Source organism: Mesorhizobium sp. WSM4833, from assembly GCF_055811095.1.
In genome coordinates this window covers 585,577-603,264 of record NZ_JBVVQG010000001.1, presented here as the reverse complement: position 1 = coordinate 603,264, position 17,688 = coordinate 585,577, and the positions used below count along the sequence as shown (strand labels likewise).

Genomic DNA, 17,688 nt, shown 5'->3' with positions numbered 1-17,688 from the left:
AAAACCCAGGAATGGCGAGGCGGCGCGGGGGAAGCTTGTTTCCCGCATCATTCTGTGTCGCCCCCCTCTGTCCTGCCAGCCTTGCGAAATGACCTCCCGCGTCACGCCAGCGCCTCCTCGACGATCCGGCCAAGCTCCGGTGCGATGTAGGAAAGGTCTTCCTCGTCCTTGATCAGCACGCCGATGGCGCGGCGGAAGGCTTCCGGCCACGGGCTGCCGCCCTTCTCCAGGATGGTGGCGGCATTGGCCCATTCGACGGCCTCGGCAATACCCGGCGGCTTGGCCAGCGGCCGGGCACGGATGGTCTGCACGGCCGCCGCCACCGCGCGCGCCGTTGCTTGCGCCACATCGCCGGCGCGCAGCATGATGATGGCGGCCTCGCGCTCGGCGTCGGGATAGCCGATCCAGTGGTAGACACAGCGGCGGCGCAGCGCCTCGGCAAGCTCGCGGGTGCGGTTCGAGGTCAGGATGACGATCGGCTGTGCCGTGGCGCGGATCGTGCCGCGTTCGGGAATGCTGATCTGGAAATCGGAGAGGAATTCCAGAAGCAGCGCCTCGAATTCATGGTCCGAGCGGTCGATCTCATCGACCAGCAGCACCCGCTGCTCCGGCGCCTTCAGCACCTGCAGCAGCGGCCGAGCGATCAGGAAACGGTCTTCGTAGATGTCGATCTCATGCTCGCCGGCGTGGCGAATGGCGAGCAGCTGGCGTTGATAATTCCATTCGTAGAGCGCATGCGCAGCGTCGATGCCTTCATAGCATTGCAGCCGCACCAGATCGCGGCCGAGCAGCGCGGCGATCGCCTTGGCCGCTTCCGTCTTGCCGACGCCTGGTGCGCCTTCGAGCAGCAGCGGCTTCCCCAGCCGGATCGCCAGGAAGATCGCGGTCGCAAGACTGTCGTCGGCCAGATAGCGCGAGGCGGCAAGATGCTGCGCCACCGCCTCCGGCGAGGTCGCTGATGTCTCGGCGCTTGTCCCGGTCATTTCGGCCCTCAGTTCGCCGCTTGCGCCTTCAGCGCGCGCAGGATGCGCTCCGGCGTGATCGGCAGCGTGTCGATGCGCACGCCGACGGCGTCGAAGACGGCATTGGCGACCGCCGGGATCTGCGGGTTGGCGCACATTTCGCCCGGCCCCTTGGCGCCGTATGGCCCGTCCGCCGATGGCCGCTCCAGCACGATGATCTCGGTCTCGGCGAGGTCGCCGGGGCCGGGCATCAGATACTGGTTGAAGTCGGTGCCGCCATGGTCGCGGTTGGGATAATAGGGCTCGGTCGTCTCGTAGAGCGCGTGGCTGATGCCCATCCACGAACCGCCGACCAGTTGCTGTTCGACCATTTTCGGGTTCAGCGCGCGGCCGATCTCGAAGACGTTCTTCACCGTCAGCACGGTGACCTCGCCGGTCTCGTCGTCGACCTCGACCTCGGCCACGGTGCAGGCATGCGCGTAGCAGGTCGACGGCTTCATCGCGCCAGTCTCTTTCTCCGGATAGGAGCGCGGGATCAGGAACATGCCGCGGCCCGAGATCGAGCGACCGCGCTTGAAATGCGCGGACAGCGCGACATCGAAGATCGAGATCGATTTTTGCGGGGCGCCCTTGACCAGGATGTTGCCCTGGCCGTCTGTGTCGAGGTCGGAGGCGTTCACCTCCAGTTCCTCGGCGGCCACTTCCAGCATCACCTGCCGCGCTTCCCTTGCCGCCTGGATGACGGCGTTGCCGGCGCGGTGCGTACCGCGCGAGGCGAAGGTGCCCATGCAGTGCGGGCCGGTGTCGGTGTCGGCGGTGTCGACGACGACGCGGTCTGTCGGCACGCCGATGGTCTCGGCGCAGATCTGCGCCATGATCTGCTTCATGCCCTGGCCGAGATCGACGGAGGACAATGTCACCATGAAATTGCCTGTTGGCGTCGAGTGCACCAGCGCCTGCGTCGGGTCGCCGCCGAGGTTCATGCCGGTGGGATAGTTGATCGCGGCAACGCCGCGTCCGCGCCTGATCGCCATCTCAAGCTCCCTTCACGTAGGAGGACATCGCCAGGTACTTTTCCGCCACCGGCCAGTTGGCGGCGCGCGAGGCTTCCTGCATGCATTCGATCAGCGCGGCGCCCTCTGTCGGCTGGCGGTGCGCCTTCATGTCGCCATCGCGATAGGCGTTGATGAAGCGGAATTCGAGCGGGTCCATGCCGATCAGCCGCGCCAGCTTGTCCATCTGCACCTCCAGCGCGAAATCGCCGATGGTGACGCCGAAGCCGCGCATGGCCGACGACGGCGTGCGGTTGGTGTAGACGCAGTAGGTGTCGATCCAGACGTTCGGAATAGTGTAGGGGCCGGGATAATGCCCCGCGCCCTTCTGCGCGCCATAGGGCGAGTGGCGCGAATAGGCGCCGGCATCGGTGTATCCGGTGACCTTGCGCGCGACGATGCGGCCATCTTTCATGACGCCGTCCTTGATGACGACCTTTTCAGCGGCGCGCGGCGACGAGATCTGCATCTCCTCCTCGCGGCTGTAGATAAAACAGACTGGTCGTCCTGTTAGTTTTGCGCCGAGGATGGCGATCGGCTCGACGATGACGTCGACCTTGCCGCCAAAACCGCCACCGACTGTGCCGCCGACGAAATGCAATTTGCTGCCCGGCATCTGCAGGATGATCGAGGTGTTGTCGAGCGTGAAGAACATCGCCTGCGTGTTGGTATAGCAGGTGAAGCGGTCATTGCCCTCGGGCGCCACCACGCAGCCGGTGGTCTCGGTCGGCGCGTGCTCGATCGGCGAAGACTGGTAGCTCTGCTCCAGTATGTGGTCGGCGCCGGCGAAGCCCGCCTCGACATCGCCGAAGCGCACCTTGCGGCACTCGCCGCTATCATAGAGGTAATAATTCTGGCCGTGATATTCGTTGACCAGCGGCGCGTCGGGTTTCAGCGCCTCTTCCATGTCGAAGACGGCCGGCAGCACCTCATAGTCGACCTTGACCTTGGCTGCGGCCTCTTGTGCCGCGCGCTCGGTTTCGGCCAGCACCGCCACCACGGCCTCGCCCTTCCAGCGCACCTTGCCGTCGGCAAGCACCGTCTCGTCCTCCGGCCCGATCTGGATCAGGATCAGGATGGTGTAGACATTGTGCGGCACGTCCTTGGCGGTCAGAATTTTCACCACGCCCGGATGTTTTTCCGCCTCTGAGGTGTCGATCGAGCGGATGCGGGCATGGTGATGCGGGCTGCGCACCATCTTCAGGTGCAGCATGCCGGGAAAGTTGCGGTCGGCGAAAAAGGCGGTCTTGCCGGTGACATGGCCGGGTGAATCCGAGCGCGGCCGCGGCTGGCCGATCTCGTGCAGATCATCCTTGCGGACATCGGCGAAGTAGCTCTTGCGCAGTTCCATTGTTTTGGACCCCTCAGGCCGCGTTCTGCGAATTGGCGCGGGCGGCGGTGAGCACCGCCTGGATGATCGGCTCGTAGCCGGTGCAGCGGCAGATGTTGCCCGACAGCGCCTCGACCACCTCGTCGCGGCTGGGATTGGGCGTGTGGTCGAGCAGCGCCTTGGCCGCCATGATCATGCCCGGCGTGCAGAAGCCGCATTGCGTGGCGAACGTGTCGAGGAAGGCCCGCTGCAACGGGTGCAGCACGCCGCCTTCCGCAAGACCGGATGTCGTGGTGATGGTTGCACCATTGCAGGTCTCGGCCAGCGTCAGGCAGGAGAGCCGGAGTTCGCCGTCGATGATGACCGAACAGGCACCACAAGTGCCCTGATGGCAGCCGCCCTTCGGCGAGGTGTCACCGATCTTGTCGCGCAAGGCGTGCAGCAGCGTCGTGCCGCTATCGATAAATTCGGCCTTTTCAGAACCGTTGAGCGTGAACTGAACCGGGATCTTTGCCATGTTTTCCTCCTTGCGCGCCTGCCCGAACCAGCGGACAGACGCGCGCCCCCCGAACGAAATATTATGCGAGCAGCAACCGGCCGAGATGAACCGGCAGGACTTCGGCGCGATACCAGGCGCTGGCGATCGGGTCGGTGATGGGCGAGGTGCCATCACCGGCCGCGGCCAAGGCCGGCGCGATGCCGTCAGCGGTCAGCGTTCGGCCGATCAGCGCTTTTTCCGCCGCCCTGGCGCGCATGGGCCGATCCGCCATGCAGCCGAGCGCGATCCGCGCCGAGGTCACGGTGCCATCCGACGACAATTCCAGAGCACCGGCTATGCTGAGCACGGAGACGCCCTTGGGCTTGACCCTCGACACTTTCAGGAAGCGGAAACTGTCGGCCTTCGGAAGCGTGAAGCTCACGGAAGTGACGACGGCGCGGCTGCCGTCCCGATTGGCCAGGAAGGTCTCGATCGGTGTTTCGCCGCCATCGGTACTGACCGTCGCATCGAGCGCCAACAGGGCAACGGCGAAATCGCCATACGGGGCCGGGGCAAAAAGATTGCCGCCGACGGTCGCCATGTTGCGGATGGCCGGGCCGCCGACGGCGCGGGCGGCCTTGGCGAGCGTGCCGAGCTCCGGATGGCCGGCGATCGCCGCCATGGTCACCGAAGCGCCGATGCGGACTTTATCGCCGGCAACGGCGATGGTGGACAGGGACGGCTCGGTCGACCTGATAAGGCCGGAAACCGAAACGTCGCCTTCATTGGCCGCGCGGACGACCAGCGTGCCGCCACCGAGATAGCGGGTGCCGGCCGCCTTCAGTGCCGCGTTCGCGTCTTTCACCGTTGCAAAAGTCTGCAGTGCCAGCGCCATGGTTGGCTCCTGTCAGCTCTGGCCGGCGAAATGGCTTTTCAGGGCGTTGAAGCCGCCCTGAAAGACATTGGCGCCCATGCCCTCGGCCAGCTTGTCTGCCTCCTCAGGCGCGGCGTCGAAGCTGGCGGTCCATTCGGCGTAGGTGCGGTCGCCATCGGTCACGCGCCGCAGCTGCAGGGTCGCCTTGTGGTTGGTCAGCGGCTGCGGCGTCTCGAGGATGGAGTAGCTGACCAGGAAATTCTGATCGGAGAAGTCGAGCAGCTTTTCGCGCAGGCGGGCGCCGCTGGCGAGCTGGAAATTGCGCACGCAGCCGATCGTGGTGGCATCCTTGCCGTCTTCAATGTGGCTTTCCACCATGCGCGGATGCCAGCCCGGCAGCCCGTTGAAGTCGCGTATGCGCGCCCAGACCTTTTCGACCGGCGCGTCGATGACGCTGGAGATGGTGACTTTGGCCATTCAAAATGTTCCCTTGCAAAAGCGATCCGGTGCAAGGGTAGGGCGGCCATTTCAGCGACGCTTATCAATGCGTCTTGAGCGCCTATCAAGGAGTCTGAAAAAGGGCGGGGAGTCTGAAAAAGGGCGGGGAGTCTGAAAAAAGGGCGGCTGGCTCAGGCGATCGCCCGCGCGGCCTCGCGGTAGAGCGTCGGCGGCACGCCGACATGGTCGCGGAAAAAGCGCGAGAAATTGCCTTGCGTGGTGAAGCCGAGATTGCAGGCGACGGAGATCAGCGGTTCCTGCGACCATTGCAGCTGCCGCACCGCTTCCTCCATGCGCAGCGTGTTCCAGTAGACATTGGGCGTCAGATTGGTCTGTTCCTTGAACAAAGCGAAGAAATGCGGTCGCGACAGCCCGACGCTGCGCGCCACGTCGTCGAAGCAGATGCGCTCGCAGACATTGGCCTTCATCAGCTGGATTGCCTTGCGGACACGAAAATCCTGCATGGTGTTGATGCGGACACGGCCCTCCTGCGGCGCCGAGGCGTCGGCGGCGTCGAGCACGCTATCGATGAAACGCTCGATCTCGTAGTTGGCGATGTCGTCGACGCTCTCATTGTCGCTGAGGTGGTCGAGCAGATTGGCGGCGGCCTGATGCAGCCACGGTTCCAGCGTGATCGCGGCTTGTGAAAACAGCGGCGCCGACGAAGGCAGGTCGCGGCGGCGCCGCGCCCAGTCGGGATCGATGTAGAAGGCGAGAAACAGACCGGGCGTCCCGTTTTGCGACAGAACATGGCTGTGCGGCTGGAAGGAGTTGATGCCGGCGGCCGTTCCAGGCCCAAGCCGGACGGTCTCGCGACCGATGGTCATTTCGCCGGCCGTACCTTCCAGCCAGATGATGAGATGGGCCTCGACATGGGCATGGGTGACGAAGTCGCTTGCGACATTCAGGATAGAAACATGTCCGAACCGGCCCCAGTAGAGCCTGATCGCTTCCGTCATGGGTATATCCTCCCGCAGGCGACTGGCCTCCCTTCGCCTGCAGTGGGGATTGTGCGGCCGAGTTCGGGGCCGCGTCAAGACGCGCGGGGGCGGCGAGGGCGAATGACGGCCAGTGAGGCCGGATTTTCAGACTGAGCGATACGCACTGGAACGAATGGCGGTCGGGAGAATTGCCAACCTCAAACCGAAGCCGTCATGCCGCCATCGACATACAGCGTATGGCCGTTGACGAAGGACGAGGCGTCGGAGGCAAGGAACACCGCGGCGCCGATCAACTCGTCGACATTGCCCCAGCGCCCGGCCGGCGTGCGCTTTTCCAGCCAGGCGGAAAATTCGGGATTGTCGACCAGCGCCTGGTTCATCTCGGTGCGGAAATAGCCGGGCGCGATCGCATTGATCTGCAGGCCGTGTTTGGCCCAATCGGCGCACATGCCCCTTGTCAGGTTGCGGATCGCGCCCTTGGTGGCGGTGTAGGGCGCGATGTTCGGCCTTGCCAGTTCGCTCTGCACCGAACCGACGTTGATGATCTTGCCCTTGCCGCGCGGGATCATGTGGCGGGCGACCGCCTTGGCTGCATGGAAGGCGCCCGACACATTGGTCTTGAACAGGCGCTCCCATTGCTCCTCGGGAAAGTCCTCGAGCGGGGCGCGGAATTGTATGCCGGCATTGTTAATGAGGACGTCGATGGCGCCGATCTCGGCCTCGATGCGGGCAATGTCCTCGTTGACCGCCTGAAAATCGGTGACGTCGAATACCGAGGCGTGCGCCTTGAAGCCGGCGTTGCGCAGCTTTTCGACGGCGCTATCGATCCTGGCGGCGTCGCGGCCGTTCAGCACCACGCTTGCCCCATGTTCGGCCAGGCCCCGAGCCAGCGCGAAGCCGATGCCCTGGCCGGAGCCGGTCACCAGCGCCAGCCGGCCCTCGAGGCTGAACAGGGAGTTGGCCATCAAACCGTCTTTTGTTTGACCATGATCTCCGGACAAACGGTTCCGTTTGTCCGAGAAAACCGGTTTCCACTTTTCGGGATCATGGTTCTAGTCGCTGCGGCGGAAATTGCGGATGCGGTCGAACAGCACCGCCAGCAGGATGGCGCCGCCGATGAAGACGCCTTGCCAGAAGGCATTGATGCCAAGCAGGCCGAGACTGTTGCGGATCACCTCGATCAGGGCCGCGCCGACGATGGCGCCGAAGGCGGTGCCGACGCCGCCGGCCAGATTGGCGCCGCCGATGACGGTGGCGGCGATTACCTGTAGCTCCATGCCGGTGCCGAGATTGGTGGTGACGGCACCCAGCCAGCCGGTCTGGATGATGCCCGCAATGCCCGCCGACAGCGCCGAGATCATGTAGACGGCAACCTTGATCTGGCGCACCGGAACGCCGGTCAGCGTTGCCGCGTGCTCATTGCCGCCGATGGCGAAGATATGGCGGCCGAACTTGGTCCAGCGCAGGATGAAGCCGGTGATCAGCGCCAGAAGGATCATGTAAAGCACCGGGTTGGCGATGCCGAACACCCAAGCGCCGCCGCCCAATGACAGAAGCTTGGCATGGTCCGGCCCGAACTGGAAGACCACCGTGTTGTTGGAGGCGACCATGGCGAGGCTTCGGGCGATCGACAGCATGCCGAGCGTCACCACGAAGGGTGGAAAGCCGAGATAGGCGATCAGCACGCCGTTGAAGGCGCCAATGGCGAGCGCGGTGGCAATCGAGGCCAGGATGCCGACCTCGATCGAGTAGCCGGCATGCATGGTGACGGCCAGCACCATCGACGACAGGCACAGCACCGAGCCGACCGACAGGTCGATGCCGCCGGTGATGATGACGAAGGTCATGCCGAGCGCGATGATGGCGACGAAGGTGATGTTGCGGGTGATGTTGTAGAGGTTCTTCGAGGTGGCGAAAGCGTCGGTGGCAAACGACAGGAACACGCAGGCAAGGATGACCGCGATCACCACCCAGAAAGTCTGGCTGGCAAACAGTCTCGCAGCCAAGGATTGCTGCTTATGCTCGATCGGCTGGTCAATTGTTAGTGCCATCGTCGACCTTCATCTGCTGTGCGTGGTGGAATTCGCTTGAAATCAAACCTGTTCGATAGCGCCGGTGATCAGCCCCGTGACTTCCTCGGGCGAGCTCGACGCAATCGTCTTGTCGGCGACCTTGCGCCCGCGCCGCATGACGATGACGCGGTCGGCGACGGTGAACACGTCAGGCATGCGGTGGCTGATCAGAACGACGGCGATGCCCTGATCGCGCAAATGGCGGATAAGGTTCAGCACTTCGGCGACCTGGCGCACCGAGATCGCCGCCGTCGGTTCGTCCATCAGCACGATCTTGGCCTGCGACAGCATAGTGCGGGCAATCGCCACCGCCTGGCGCTGGCCGCCCGACATCTGCTTGACGAGGTCGCGCGGACGGGTCTCGGACTTCAATTCGGCGAAGAGCTGGCCGGCACGCTTGTACATCGAGGCATAGTCGAGGATCCGGAACGGCCCGACGCCGCGCCGCAACTCACGGCCGAGATAGACATTGGCGGCGGCAGTCAGATTGTTGCAGAGTGCAAGGTCCTGGTGGACGATCTCGATGCCGTGCTGGCGGGCTTCCGCCGGCTTGTGCAGGATCAATTCCTTGCCGTCCATGTGCATGGTGCCATGGCTCGGGCGGAAATTGCCAGCGATCATCTTGACCAGCGTCGACTTGCCGGCGCCGTTGTCGCCCATCAGGCCGACCACCTGTCCGGGCTCGATCGACAGCGAAACGTCGTTGACGGCCTGGATAGCGCCGAAATGCCTTGAGATGTTGGTGAGTTCGAGAACCGCCACCAGCCTTTGCCTCCCCGTGTTTTGCGACCTGCAGCTGTTACCGGCGTGGATGCCGACGCTGCTTGGCCTCGCTCTCCCCGGCTCCTCCCGAAGACGGCGTTAGCGTTCTTTTACGCAAAAGCCGGCGCACGTCAATCAATTGTCGGACGAATTGGGCCAGGACTATTTTAAAAATCCGTTTTGTAGGACAAATAGCATTGACGTTGGCGCCAAGCCGATATTAGCTAAGCGTCGGAGGAGATTATGCCGATCCCCGCTGGCGGTTCGCCGGCCGGAATTGGCGGAGGTTTGACGGTCCAGGATCCGGCGGCACCTGTGTGTGAGCTGATCTGAAGCCGAATCTGGAAATGCTTATCGATCTGTCCTGGCGACACGAGCGCTCGCGAAACGACCCTCGGTCATCACGCATCCGGTCGATCTGTATGGCGGGCACGCCGTGTCCGTTTGTTTCAAGGGAGGACTGACATGAGGAAAACACTTTTGCTCGCCGCCGTCGCCGCCATGGCGTTGGGTGCCGGGCCGGCTTTGGCCAAGAAACAGCTCGTCATTGTCGTGAAAGGTCTCGACAATCCGTTCTTCGAGGCCATCCACCAGGGCTGCGAGAAATGGAACAAGGAAAACGCCAGCTCGGAATATGAATGCTTCTACACCGGTCCGGCGTCGACTTCGGACGAGGCCGGCGAGGCGCAGATCGTCCAGGACATGCTGAGCAAGGCCGACACGGTGGCGATGGCGATCTCGCCGTCCAACGCGCCGCTGATCGCGCAGACGATCAAGAGTGCCAATCCGTCGATCCCGATCATGACGGTCGACGCCGATCTCAGCAAGGAAGACGCAGGCCTTCGCAAGACCTATCTCGGTACCGACAATTACCTGATGGGCAAGAAGATCGGCGAGTACATCAAGAAGGGCAAGCCGAATGGTGGCACGATCTGCACCATCGAAGGCAACCCGGCAGCCGACAACATCCTGCGCCGTGCGCAAGGCATGCGTGACGCACTGTCGGGCAAGGAGGGCCTCGCCGCACTTGCCGGTGAAGGTGGCTGGACCGAAGTCGCCGGCTGCCCGGTGTTTACCAACGACGATGGCGCCAAGGGCGTGCAGGCGATGACCGACATCCTCGCCGCCAACCCCAAGCTGGACGCCTTCGGGATCATGGGCGGCTGGCCGCTGTTCGGCGCGCCGCAGCCCTATCGCGATCTGTTCGGACCGCTCAAGGACCGGATCGCCAGCAACGACTTCGTCATCGGCGCCGCCGACACGATCGGCGACGAGATTGCGATCGCTCGTGATGGCCTTGTAACGGCTCTGGTCGGCCAGCGGCCGTTCGAAATGGGCTACAAGGCACCGTCGGTGATGATCGACCTGATCGAAGGCAAGGCAGTCGCCGATCCGGTGTTCACCGGCCTCGACGAGTGCACCAAGGATACGGTCGACACCTGCATCCAGAAGTAGGTTCTCGATTTCGGGGCGCCCGGCTGCGGGCGCCCCGTCATTCCTGGACGGAAGCGATAATTCCCGAGCGGACGCAATGATTGGGGCAACCGGCTCCGGCTTTGCTGCGCCCGTGATCTGGATTTTTCGGCAACGAGATCGGCGCCCGTGCGGTTCGGACCAGTCCGGACGACAGACGGTCGACGCATTGGAACGTGGATGCCGGACGAGAAGTCAAGCAAGCGAACCGACCGGGCCAAGGCACAAGCCGGCCACGGCCCGGCTGTCATGCGCAAGGCCGGTGCCGCGCATTTTGCGGGAGCGAGCGTCCATGTCTCGCTGGCCGGCGAGATCGGCCTGCGGATCGTGCGTGGCGACTATCCGCCCGGCACCATCCTGCCCAACGAGTCCAGATGGGCCGAGATCTTCAATGTCAGCCGTTCGGCGGTGCGCGAAGCCATCAAGATGCTGATGGCGAAAAGCCTGTTGGCTTCACGCCCCAAGATCGGCAGTTGGGTCGAGCCGAAGGAGCGCTGGAACCTGCTCGACCGCGACGTGCTGGCCTGGTACGCGACGGCGCCCGACCGCGAGGCGTTCCTGCGAACCGTGCAGGAGTTTCGTCATATCATCGAGCCGGAAGCATCGGCCTTTGCCGCCATACGGCGCAGTGACGAGCAAATGGCGGAAATCAGCCAGGCCTGCCGCGAGATGGGCGAGGCCTTGAGCCTGCAGGAGCGTATCCGCGCCGATACGCGCTTTCATCTGGCCATCCTGCGCGCCTCCGGCAACGACCTCCTTGTGCCGCTCGGCGTGTTGATCGAGTCGGCGCTCGACCATCTCTTCGCATTCACGACACAGCAGGTCGCCGATCAGCGCCAGGCGCAGAAGCTGCATGAGGCAATCGAAAAGAACATCCGCCTGCAGCGCCCAGCCGCCGCGCGCAACGCCGTGCACAAGCTGCTTGCGGATACCGATGAAGGGATCGGGCGCTGGAGGCGGTGATCGGCGCCTGCGTTGGGCAATCGGTTAAATGGTCTGCTTCTTGCCATCCTTCATCGGCATCAGGTCGACGCCGTTCACCTTGCCGATATGCGTTGCCAGCATCGGTACGAATTGCTCGGCCGGGCCGGTTGCATGAGCACCGGCGAAGGCGTTCTTGGTGGCGTTGCCGAGCGGGTTGGCAATGCCGGCCGCACCCGCCATCGATTCCAGATAGGTCAGGTCCTTGAAGGCATTGGCGATGGTGAATTTGTGCGCGTCGCGGTCACCTTCCAGCGTCCAGCGCATGAAGGTCTGGTAGAAGCCGCAATCCATACGGCCATTGCGGATGACGCTGTCGAAGCGCGGCGGCGAGATGCCGACCTTCTCAGCCAGTGCCAGTGCCTCGGAATAGATCGCGGCGTAGCCGAGCGAGATGAAATTGTTGAGCAGCTTCATGCGATGGCCATCGCCGGTGTCGCCGATATGGACGATGCGGCCGGCCCAGGTTTCGATTACCGGTTTCACCCTGGCAAAGAGGGCGTCCGGCGCGCCGACCATGGCGTCGAGTGTGCCTTCCCAGGCTTCCTTCGGCGTGCGGCTGAGCGGTGCGTCGACAAAATCGATGCCGAGCGCCTTGAGTTCAGCGGCAAGCGCAATGGTCGAGACGGGGTCGGAGGTCGAGCAGTCGACGACGACGGAACCTTTCTTCAAACCCTCCTTGAGGCCGCCCGGGCCGCGAATGATGGCTTCGACCTCGCGCGAACCGGTGACGCAGATGAAGACGATTGTCGATGCCGCCGCCACATCGCGCGAGGTCGATGCTTCGGTGGCGCCGCGGCCAAGCAGGTCTTCCGCCGGCTTGCGGTTCTTGCGGCCGAGAAAGGTCAGGCTGTAGCCCTTGTCGACGATGTTCTTGGCGATCCCGTGGCCCATCAGGCCAAGCCCGATGAAGCCGATCTTTTCGCTCGCGGCAGTCGTGTTCATGTCTTCAAGTCCTGTTGCAATGATTGATGTCAGGCGCTGCCGTTTTGCAGGCGAGGGTGGTTGCGGATGGCGATATTGTCTGACAATACACATAAATTCCTGAGGATGTGGAGAGCAAAATGACGAAGCGGATCATGTTCACCGGCGGTAGCGGCAAGGCCGGACGCCATGTCGTCCAGTATCTGGTCGAGCAAGGCTGCCAGGTGCTCAACATCGACACCAGGCCGCTCGACAACCCCAAGGTGCGCACGCTGATCACCGACATCACCGACAGCGGGCAGGTGTTCAACGCACTGTCGAGCTATATGGGCCTGCATGAATTCGACCCCTCGCTGCGTCCGCAGCCGGTCGATGCGGTGGTGCATTTCGCCGCCATCCCGCGCATCATGATCACCACCGACAACGAGGTGTTCCGCATCAATGCGCTCGGCACCTACAATGTCATTGAGGCGGCAGTTAAGCTCGGTATCCGAAAGGTAATCATCGCCTCCAGCGAGACCACCTATGGGCTGGTCTTCGCCAACGAGCCGCGCGATCCAAAATATTTCCCGCTCGACGAGGAGTATGACGTCGATCCGATGGACAGCTATGCCTTGTCCAAGGTCGTCAACGAGAAGACGGCGCGGGCCTTCGCGCAGCGCAACGGCACCGACATTTATGCCCTGCGCATCGGCAACGTCATCGAGCCGCACGAATATTCGCTGTTTCCGAAATGGTTCGCCGATCCGGGTTTCCGCAAGCGCATCGCCTGGAGCTATGTCGACGCGCGCGACCTTGGCCAGATCACGCTGCGCGCCATAGAGAAGGACGGGCTCGGCTATCAGGTGTTCAACGCGGCCAATGACGACACCTCGTCCGACCTGCCGACAGCCGAACTCTTGAAGCGGTTCTACCCCGGCGTGCCGGTCAAGGCCGAACTCGGCGAATACGAGACGCTGCTCTCCAACCGCAAGGCGCGTGACGTGCTGGGCTTCCGCCCGGAGCATAGCTGGCGCAAATACGTCAAGCAGGCCTAGGCATGTCGACACTCAGGTGATGCCGGCCTGCGAATGACGGCTTTCTGCGCTTCCGCCTTCGCCGGCCGAAGCACTTATGAGTGGTCGTGGCAGTCAAGGCTACGGCCGGCGTAGGCCGATGCTCACGTACCCAAAAGTACGCTGCGCTCCGGTTCTTGAAATCCGTCATTCTCGGCTCGGCCTGATCTGAATATCGACATGCCAATCAAGCGGCGGATCGGGCTGATCTGTGCACAGCGGGCAGCTTTGCGATGCAAGCCGCTTGCCGCGCTTGACAGCCTGCTTAATACGGACTTTCTGGACCCCATGCGGGACGCGAAGCCGAACAAGGAAAAATCGTTGGGGAAAGCGGCCTCCGGGGACCGTCCGGGCGGCGTTCGCCGGGCGGACGCCGCGCGTATTCCCGGCTCCAGCGTCCACGCCTCGCTGGCCAGTGAAATTGGCCTCAGGATCGTGCGCGGCGATTATCCGCCTGGCACCATCCTGCCCAATGAAGCGAAATGGTCGGAGACCTTCAGCGTCAGCCGCTCGGCGGTGCGCGAAGCGATCAAGATGCTGATGGCCAAGAGCCTTTTGGCCTCACGTCCCAAGATCGGCAGCTGGGTCGAGCCGAAGGAACGGTGGAACCTGCTCGATCGCGATGTGCTGGCCTGGTACGCGACGTCGCCGGACCGCGAAGTGTTCCTCAAGACCGTGCAGGAATTCCGCCACATCATCGAGCCGGAAGCGACCGCGTTCGCCGCCATGCGAAGAACCGACGAGCAGATGGCCGAGATCAGCCTGGCCTGCCGTGAGATGGGCGCGGCGACGAGCCTGCAGGAGCGGACCCGCGCCGACACGCGCTTCCATCTCGCCATCCTGCGGGCTTCGGGCAACGACCTGCTGGTGCCGCTCGGCGTACTGATCGAATCCGCCTTCGATCATCTCTTTGCCTATACGACACGGGAGATCGACGATCTCAACCACGCGCAGAAGCTGCACGAGGCGATCGAGAAGAACATCCGCCTGCAGCGCCCCGACGCGGCGCGCAATGCTGTGCGCAAACTGCTCGCCAACACAGACGGCGTCATCCGCGCCCGGTAGGGCTGGACCGGCCGCTAATCATCCTTGTCCCGTCCGAAGGCGCTGCGCAGTTCGTCCTTGGCGTCCTCAAGCACTTTTTTGCGCGCGGCAGGCAAGTTCTTGCCAGCTCGGTTGATGTAAAAATTCAGCATCGACATGGCGGATTGGAAAGGCTCGGCCTTGCGCCTGTGGCTGTGTTCGGCGGATCGTTTCAGCGAGGCGGCGATCTTCCTGGCGTCGTCGGATTCGAAGACGTGATCCTCAAGATCCATTGCGTTGCTGTGCTCGGTCACCTCGGCCGACCATTTTTTCCTGGTGGCGGTCATCGCAGGACTCCTTTGCGGGGTGGTTGCCGGGAAACTCCGCACATCGGCATCGGTTCCGCCCTGGCTCTGGAGCCACGGATTTGCCCGCTGTGGCGCTGCTGCGGCCTGAGAATGCGCCGATAGTGGCGCAAACGGCAGCCGATCTCCGAGACCGCCGACAGGAAACGCCTTGACCCGAACCGACAGCCTCCAGCCCGGCCCCGGCATCGACAGCTCCTATGCCTGGATGCGGCTTGCCATCTCGATGCTGCTGGCGACGATCGGCGCCGTGGGCATGTGGGCTGTCGTCGTCGTGCTGCCCGCCGTGCAGGCCGAGTTCGGCGTCGACCGCGCCGCGGCGTCCATGCCTTACACGGCGACCATGGTCGGTTTCGCCGCCGGCAACGTGCTGGTCGGCCGCGCCATCGACCGGATGGGTTACTGGATCCCGGCGCTGATCTCTTCGATTGCGCTTTCCGCGGGCCTGCTGCTCGCGGCGCTGTCGACCTCGATCCTGCAATTCACGCTTGCCCAGGGGGTGCTGATCGGTATCGGCACGTCGGTGATCTTCGGGCCGCTGATCGCCGATATCTCGCACTGGTTCAACCGCCGTCGCGGTGTTGCGGTCACGGCGGCGGCGGCCGGCAATTACCTTGCCGGGGCGTTGTGGCCGACCATCATGCCGACGCTGATGAAGGCGGAGGGCTGGCGCTTCACCTATGCGGCAATCGGCATCTTCTGCCTGGTGACAATGGTGCCGCTGGTGCTGATGCTGCGGCGCGGTGCCCCGGCGGCGGCCGTCGCGGGTTCGCCCGGAAGCCGGTCGGTGCAGCCGATCTCGCTGTCGCCGGCGGCCTTGCAGGTGCTGCTGGTCGTCGCCGGGCTCGGCTGCTGCGTGGCGATGTCGATGCCGCAAGTGCATATCGTCGCCTATTGCATGGACCTTGGCTACGGCGTCGCACATGGCGCCGACATGCTGTCGATCATGATGGCGGGCGGCGTCGTCAGCCGGCTGGCGTCCGGCTTCCTCGCCGACCGTATCGGCGCCGTGTGGACATTGATGATCGGCTCGGTGCTGCAGTGCCTGTCGCTGCTGTTCTACATCCCGTTCGACGGGCTTGCCTCGCTCTATGTGGTGTCGCTGGTGTTCGGCTTGTCGCAGGGCGGCATCGTGCCTTGCTACGCGATCATCGTGCGCGATTACATGCCGGCCAACGAGGCCGGCCAGCGTATCGGCATCGTCATGATGGCGACCATCTTCGGCATGGCGATCGGCGGCTGGATGTCGGGCTGGATCTACGATTTGACCGGCTCTTATGCGGCTGCGTTCCTGAACGGCATTGCCTGGAATATCTTGAATATACTGGCTATCGTTCTGTTATTGTGGCGGTCGCGGCGATCATTGACGGTTGCAGCTTAAGCCTTATTCCGGGCGCACAAAATGCATCTCGATCTTCACGGTAAGCCCATTCTTCTAACAATAGCGGTGTGGGCCTGCACCGCGGGATGCCTCGCAGGCGCCGCCGCAATTTTCTATTCGATTATCCTGGTGCTCGGCAGAACCGGGGCGCTTGTAGACACTACTGAGGAAAGATCACTTGGTTGGAGCGAGCGAGCCGGCCGCAGGAATAGCCGTTTCAACAGATTTCTTGTTGCTGACGAATTCCGATCGCTTCGCAAGCTCCTGTTTGGAGCATGGGCCGGATTTTTAGTCTCGTTTGGTCTTCTTTCTCTGCTGATTTTTCTCTTTGGGGAGCGGACATTGACCTAGCGTCGAGAAGGAAGCGCGCGGATAAATATCCCACTTTGACAACATATGACGGCTGCGGGCGCGATGGCTTCCGATCTGTATCTTGCGAGGACTCGATTTTGACCAAGCTGCGCACGCGCCGGGGCGGCGGCCGGCCGACCATCGCGGATGTCGCGCGCAAGGCCGGTGTCGGCGCCATCACCGTGTCGCGCGCCCTGCGCGAGCCGGAGCGTGTCTCCGAAGAGTTGCGCCGCCAGATCCAGGCCGCTGTCGACGAACTGGGCTACGTGCCGGACCCGAATGCCCGGGCGCTGGCCTCGGCGCGCGCCGAGGTGTTCGGCGTGCTGGTGCCGTCGCTTACCAACAACGTCTTCGCCGAGGTGGTGCGCGGCATCTATGACAGCCTGTCGGCCAGCCCGTTCCGCATCCAGCTTGGCAACACCCACTATTCCGGCCTCGAGGAAGAGCGGCTGCTGCAGCTGTTCGGTTCGCAACGGCCAGCGGCGCTGATCGTCGCCGGCATCGATCAGACGCCGGCTTCGCGAAAGCTGCTGGAAAGTGCCGGCTGCCCTGTGGTGCAGGTGATGGAAACCGGTCCCGATCCGGTCGACATGATGGTCGGCTTCTCGCATCTCGATGGCGGGAGGGCGGCGACCGAGCATCTGATCGAGGCCGGCTATCGCCGCATCGGCTTCATCGGCGCGCGCATGGATCCGCGTTCGCAGCGGCGCCTTGCCGGCTATCGCGCGGCGATGGAGGCCGCGGGCCTGTTCGACCCGCGCCTCGTCACCACCACGCCGGTGCTGTCCAGCGTGTCGCTCGGCCGCGAGATGTTCCGCGACGCGCTGGCCAAGGTGCCGACACTCGACGGGGTGTTCTGCAACAATGACGACATCGCGCTCGGCGTCTTGTTCGAATGCCATCGCGCCTCGATCGCGGTGCCGAAGACGATCGGCATCGTCGGTTTCAACGATCTCGACATGATGCAGGTGGCGTTTCCTTCGGTCACCAGCATCCGCACCCATCGTTATGAGATCGGCCGGCGTGCCGTCGCCATGGCGCTTGCTGCGATCGCCGGCAAAAGACCGGAGCAACGGATCGTAGACCTCGGTTTCGAGCTCAAGCGCCGCGAGAGCACGGCGCGTTGAAACGCACAGAAGCGACTGTGCGAATGCCGGTTTACACGC

General features: G+C 63.5%; 19 protein-coding genes. 7 read left to right on the top strand and 12 right to left on the bottom strand.

Annotation, left to right across the window (positions count from 1 at the left end):
• Positions 1–101 precede the first annotated feature (101 nt).
• From AC0L2D_RS02900 to AC0L2D_RS02855, 10 genes are all read right to left on the bottom strand, one after another.
• Positions 102–983, bottom strand: a complete 882-nt coding sequence (locus AC0L2D_RS02900) for an AAA family ATPase (RefSeq protein ID WP_337121690.1) — start codon at positions 981–983, stop codon at positions 102–104.
• An 8-nt stretch (positions 984–991) separates the two neighbouring features.
• A complete protein-coding gene (locus AC0L2D_RS02895; RefSeq protein ID WP_064993871.1) occupies positions 992–1,996 on the bottom strand; it encodes a xanthine dehydrogenase family protein molybdopterin-binding subunit in 1,005 nt (334 codons plus the stop codon).
• Position 1,997: 1 nt separating this feature from the next.
• Positions 1,998–3,365, bottom strand: coding sequence for a xanthine dehydrogenase family protein molybdopterin-binding subunit (locus tag AC0L2D_RS02890; RefSeq protein WP_473540310.1), 1,368 nt, complete (start codon positions 3,363–3,365; stop codon positions 1,998–2,000).
• Between the two features lie 13 nt (positions 3,366–3,378).
• Positions 3,379–3,861 (bottom strand): (2Fe-2S)-binding protein, encoded by a 483-nt coding sequence (locus AC0L2D_RS02885; protein ID WP_027160699.1) that lies wholly within the window; start codon positions 3,859–3,861, stop codon positions 3,379–3,381.
• Positions 3,862–3,922: 61 nt separating this feature from the next.
• Complete coding sequence (locus tag AC0L2D_RS02880) at positions 3,923–4,717, bottom strand: FAD binding domain-containing protein (RefSeq protein WP_275952685.1); 795 nt, start codon at positions 4,715–4,717, stop codon at positions 3,923–3,925.
• Positions 4,718–4,729: 12 nt separating this feature from the next.
• Positions 4,730–5,173, bottom strand: coding sequence for an SRPBCC family protein (locus AC0L2D_RS02875; RefSeq protein WP_127321791.1), 444 nt, complete (start codon positions 5,171–5,173; stop codon positions 4,730–4,732).
• 152 nt (positions 5,174–5,325) lie between these two features.
• Positions 5,326–6,153 (bottom strand): AraC family transcriptional regulator, encoded by an 828-nt coding sequence (locus AC0L2D_RS02870; RefSeq protein WP_063172535.1) that lies wholly within the window; start codon positions 6,151–6,153, stop codon positions 5,326–5,328.
• A 179-nt stretch (positions 6,154–6,332) separates the two neighbouring features.
• Positions 6,333–7,100, bottom strand: coding sequence for an SDR family oxidoreductase (locus tag AC0L2D_RS02865; RefSeq protein ID WP_027160696.1), 768 nt, complete (start codon positions 7,098–7,100; stop codon positions 6,333–6,335).
• An 87-nt stretch (positions 7,101–7,187) separates the two neighbouring features.
• Positions 7,188–8,186, bottom strand: a complete 999-nt coding sequence (locus AC0L2D_RS02860; RefSeq protein ID WP_013530853.1) for an ABC transporter permease — start codon at positions 8,184–8,186, stop codon at positions 7,188–7,190.
• 42 nt (positions 8,187–8,228) lie between these two features.
• Positions 8,229–8,969, bottom strand: a complete 741-nt coding sequence (locus tag AC0L2D_RS02855; RefSeq protein ID WP_013530854.1) for an ATP-binding cassette domain-containing protein — start codon at positions 8,967–8,969, stop codon at positions 8,229–8,231.
• A 465-nt stretch (positions 8,970–9,434) separates the two neighbouring features.
• On the opposite strand from AC0L2D_RS02855, the gene AC0L2D_RS02850 reads away from it, so the two are divergent.
• Positions 9,435–10,424, top strand: a complete 990-nt coding sequence (locus tag AC0L2D_RS02850; RefSeq protein WP_013530855.1) for a sugar-binding protein — start codon at positions 9,435–9,437, stop codon at positions 10,422–10,424.
• Between the two features lie 198 nt (positions 10,425–10,622).
• Positions 10,623–11,405 carry a FadR/GntR family transcriptional regulator gene (locus tag AC0L2D_RS02845; RefSeq protein ID WP_024501539.1) on the top strand — a complete coding sequence of 261 codons (783 nt, stop codon included), beginning with the start codon at positions 10,623–10,625 and terminating at the stop codon, positions 11,403–11,405.
• A gap of 24 nt (positions 11,406–11,429) precedes the next feature.
• Here the strand turns inward: AC0L2D_RS02845 and AC0L2D_RS02840 are convergent, their stop codons facing one another.
• On the bottom strand, positions 11,430–12,368 hold the full coding sequence (locus tag AC0L2D_RS02840; protein ID WP_013530857.1) for an NAD(P)-dependent oxidoreductase: 939 nt from the start codon (positions 12,366–12,368) through the stop codon (positions 11,430–11,432).
• A 119-nt stretch (positions 12,369–12,487) separates the two neighbouring features.
• Here AC0L2D_RS02840 and AC0L2D_RS02835 point away from each other — a divergent pair, with 119 nt between their 5' ends.
• Both AC0L2D_RS02835 and AC0L2D_RS02830 read left to right on the top strand, forming a co-directional pair.
• Positions 12,488–13,384: an NAD-dependent epimerase/dehydratase family protein gene (locus tag AC0L2D_RS02835; RefSeq protein ID WP_013530858.1), complete on the top strand. Its 897-nt coding sequence runs from the start codon at positions 12,488–12,490 to the stop codon at positions 13,382–13,384.
• A 306-nt stretch (positions 13,385–13,690) separates the two neighbouring features.
• Entirely contained in the window at positions 13,691–14,467 is a 777-nt protein-coding gene (locus AC0L2D_RS02830) for a FadR/GntR family transcriptional regulator (protein ID WP_024501538.1), read from the top strand.
• Positions 14,468–14,481: 14 nt separating this feature from the next.
• Here AC0L2D_RS02830 and AC0L2D_RS02825 read toward each other — a convergent pair whose 3' ends face one another.
• On the bottom strand, positions 14,482–14,772 hold the full coding sequence (locus AC0L2D_RS02825; protein WP_024501537.1) for a DUF3175 domain-containing protein: 291 nt from the start codon (positions 14,770–14,772) through the stop codon (positions 14,482–14,484).
• A 169-nt stretch (positions 14,773–14,941) separates the two neighbouring features.
• Between AC0L2D_RS02825 and AC0L2D_RS02820 the strand changes: the two genes are divergently transcribed.
• The 3 genes from AC0L2D_RS02820 to gntR all read left to right on the top strand — a co-directional run bounded on the left by AC0L2D_RS02820 (position 14,942) and on the right by gntR (position 17,649).
• The gene (locus AC0L2D_RS02820) at positions 14,942–16,171 is read left to right on the top strand and encodes an MFS transporter (RefSeq protein WP_064993866.1); all 1,230 of its coding nucleotides are present in this window, start codon (positions 14,942–14,944) and stop codon (positions 16,169–16,171) included.
• A gap of 21 nt (positions 16,172–16,192) precedes the next feature.
• On the top strand, positions 16,193–16,522 hold the full coding sequence (locus AC0L2D_RS02815) for a hypothetical protein (RefSeq protein ID WP_032898595.1): 330 nt from the start codon (positions 16,193–16,195) through the stop codon (positions 16,520–16,522).
• A 98-nt stretch (positions 16,523–16,620) separates the two neighbouring features.
• Positions 16,621–17,649 carry an HTH-type transcriptional regulator GntR gene (gene gntR / locus AC0L2D_RS02810; protein WP_064993865.1) on the top strand — a complete coding sequence of 343 codons (1,029 nt, stop codon included), beginning with the start codon at positions 16,621–16,623 and terminating at the stop codon, positions 17,647–17,649.
• Positions 17,650–17,688 lie beyond the last annotated feature (39 nt).

What these genes read in the sequence shown, in the direction of transcription:
- AC0L2D_RS02900 (WP_337121690.1), bottom strand. Translation starts at nt 983, where the DNA reads ATGACCGGGACAAGCGCCGAGACATCAGCGACCTCGCCGGAGGCGGTG.
- AC0L2D_RS02895 (WP_064993871.1), bottom strand. Translation starts at nt 1,996, where the DNA reads ATGGCGATCAGGCGCGGACGCGGCGTTGCCGCGATCAACTATCCCACC.
- AC0L2D_RS02890 (WP_473540310.1), bottom strand. Translation starts at nt 3,365, where the DNA reads ATGGAACTGCGCAAGAGCTACTTCGCCGATGTCCGCAAGGATGATCTG.
- AC0L2D_RS02885 (WP_027160699.1), bottom strand. Translation starts at nt 3,861, where the DNA reads ATGGCAAAGATCCCGGTTCAGTTCACGCTCAACGGTTCTGAAAAGGCC.
- AC0L2D_RS02880 (WP_275952685.1), bottom strand. Translation starts at nt 4,717, where the DNA reads ATGGCGCTGGCACTGCAGACTTTTGCAACGGTGAAAGACGCGAACGCG.
- AC0L2D_RS02875 (WP_127321791.1), bottom strand. Translation starts at nt 5,173, where the DNA reads ATGGCCAAAGTCACCATCTCCAGCGTCATCGACGCGCCGGTCGAAAAG.
- AC0L2D_RS02870 (WP_063172535.1), bottom strand. Translation starts at nt 6,153, where the DNA reads ATGACGGAAGCGATCAGGCTCTACTGGGGCCGGTTCGGACATGTTTCT.
- AC0L2D_RS02865 (WP_027160696.1), bottom strand. Translation starts at nt 7,100, where the DNA reads ATGGCCAACTCCCTGTTCAGCCTCGAGGGCCGGCTGGCGCTGGTGACC.
- AC0L2D_RS02860 (WP_013530853.1), bottom strand. Translation starts at nt 8,186, where the DNA reads ATGGCACTAACAATTGACCAGCCGATCGAGCATAAGCAGCAATCCTTG.
- AC0L2D_RS02850 (WP_013530855.1), top strand. Translation starts at nt 9,435, where the DNA reads ATGAGGAAAACACTTTTGCTCGCCGCCGTCGCCGCCATGGCGTTGGGT.
- AC0L2D_RS02845 (WP_024501539.1), top strand. Translation starts at nt 10,623, where the DNA reads ATGCCGGACGAGAAGTCAAGCAAGCGAACCGACCGGGCCAAGGCACAA.
- AC0L2D_RS02840 (WP_013530857.1), bottom strand. Translation starts at nt 12,368, where the DNA reads ATGAACACGACTGCCGCGAGCGAAAAGATCGGCTTCATCGGGCTTGGC.
- AC0L2D_RS02835 (WP_013530858.1), top strand. Translation starts at nt 12,488, where the DNA reads ATGACGAAGCGGATCATGTTCACCGGCGGTAGCGGCAAGGCCGGACGC.
- AC0L2D_RS02830 (WP_024501538.1), top strand. Translation starts at nt 13,691, where the DNA reads ATGCGGGACGCGAAGCCGAACAAGGAAAAATCGTTGGGGAAAGCGGCC.
- AC0L2D_RS02825 (WP_024501537.1), bottom strand. Translation starts at nt 14,772, where the DNA reads ATGACCGCCACCAGGAAAAAATGGTCGGCCGAGGTGACCGAGCACAGC.
- AC0L2D_RS02815 (WP_032898595.1), top strand. Translation starts at nt 16,193, where the DNA reads ATGCATCTCGATCTTCACGGTAAGCCCATTCTTCTAACAATAGCGGTG.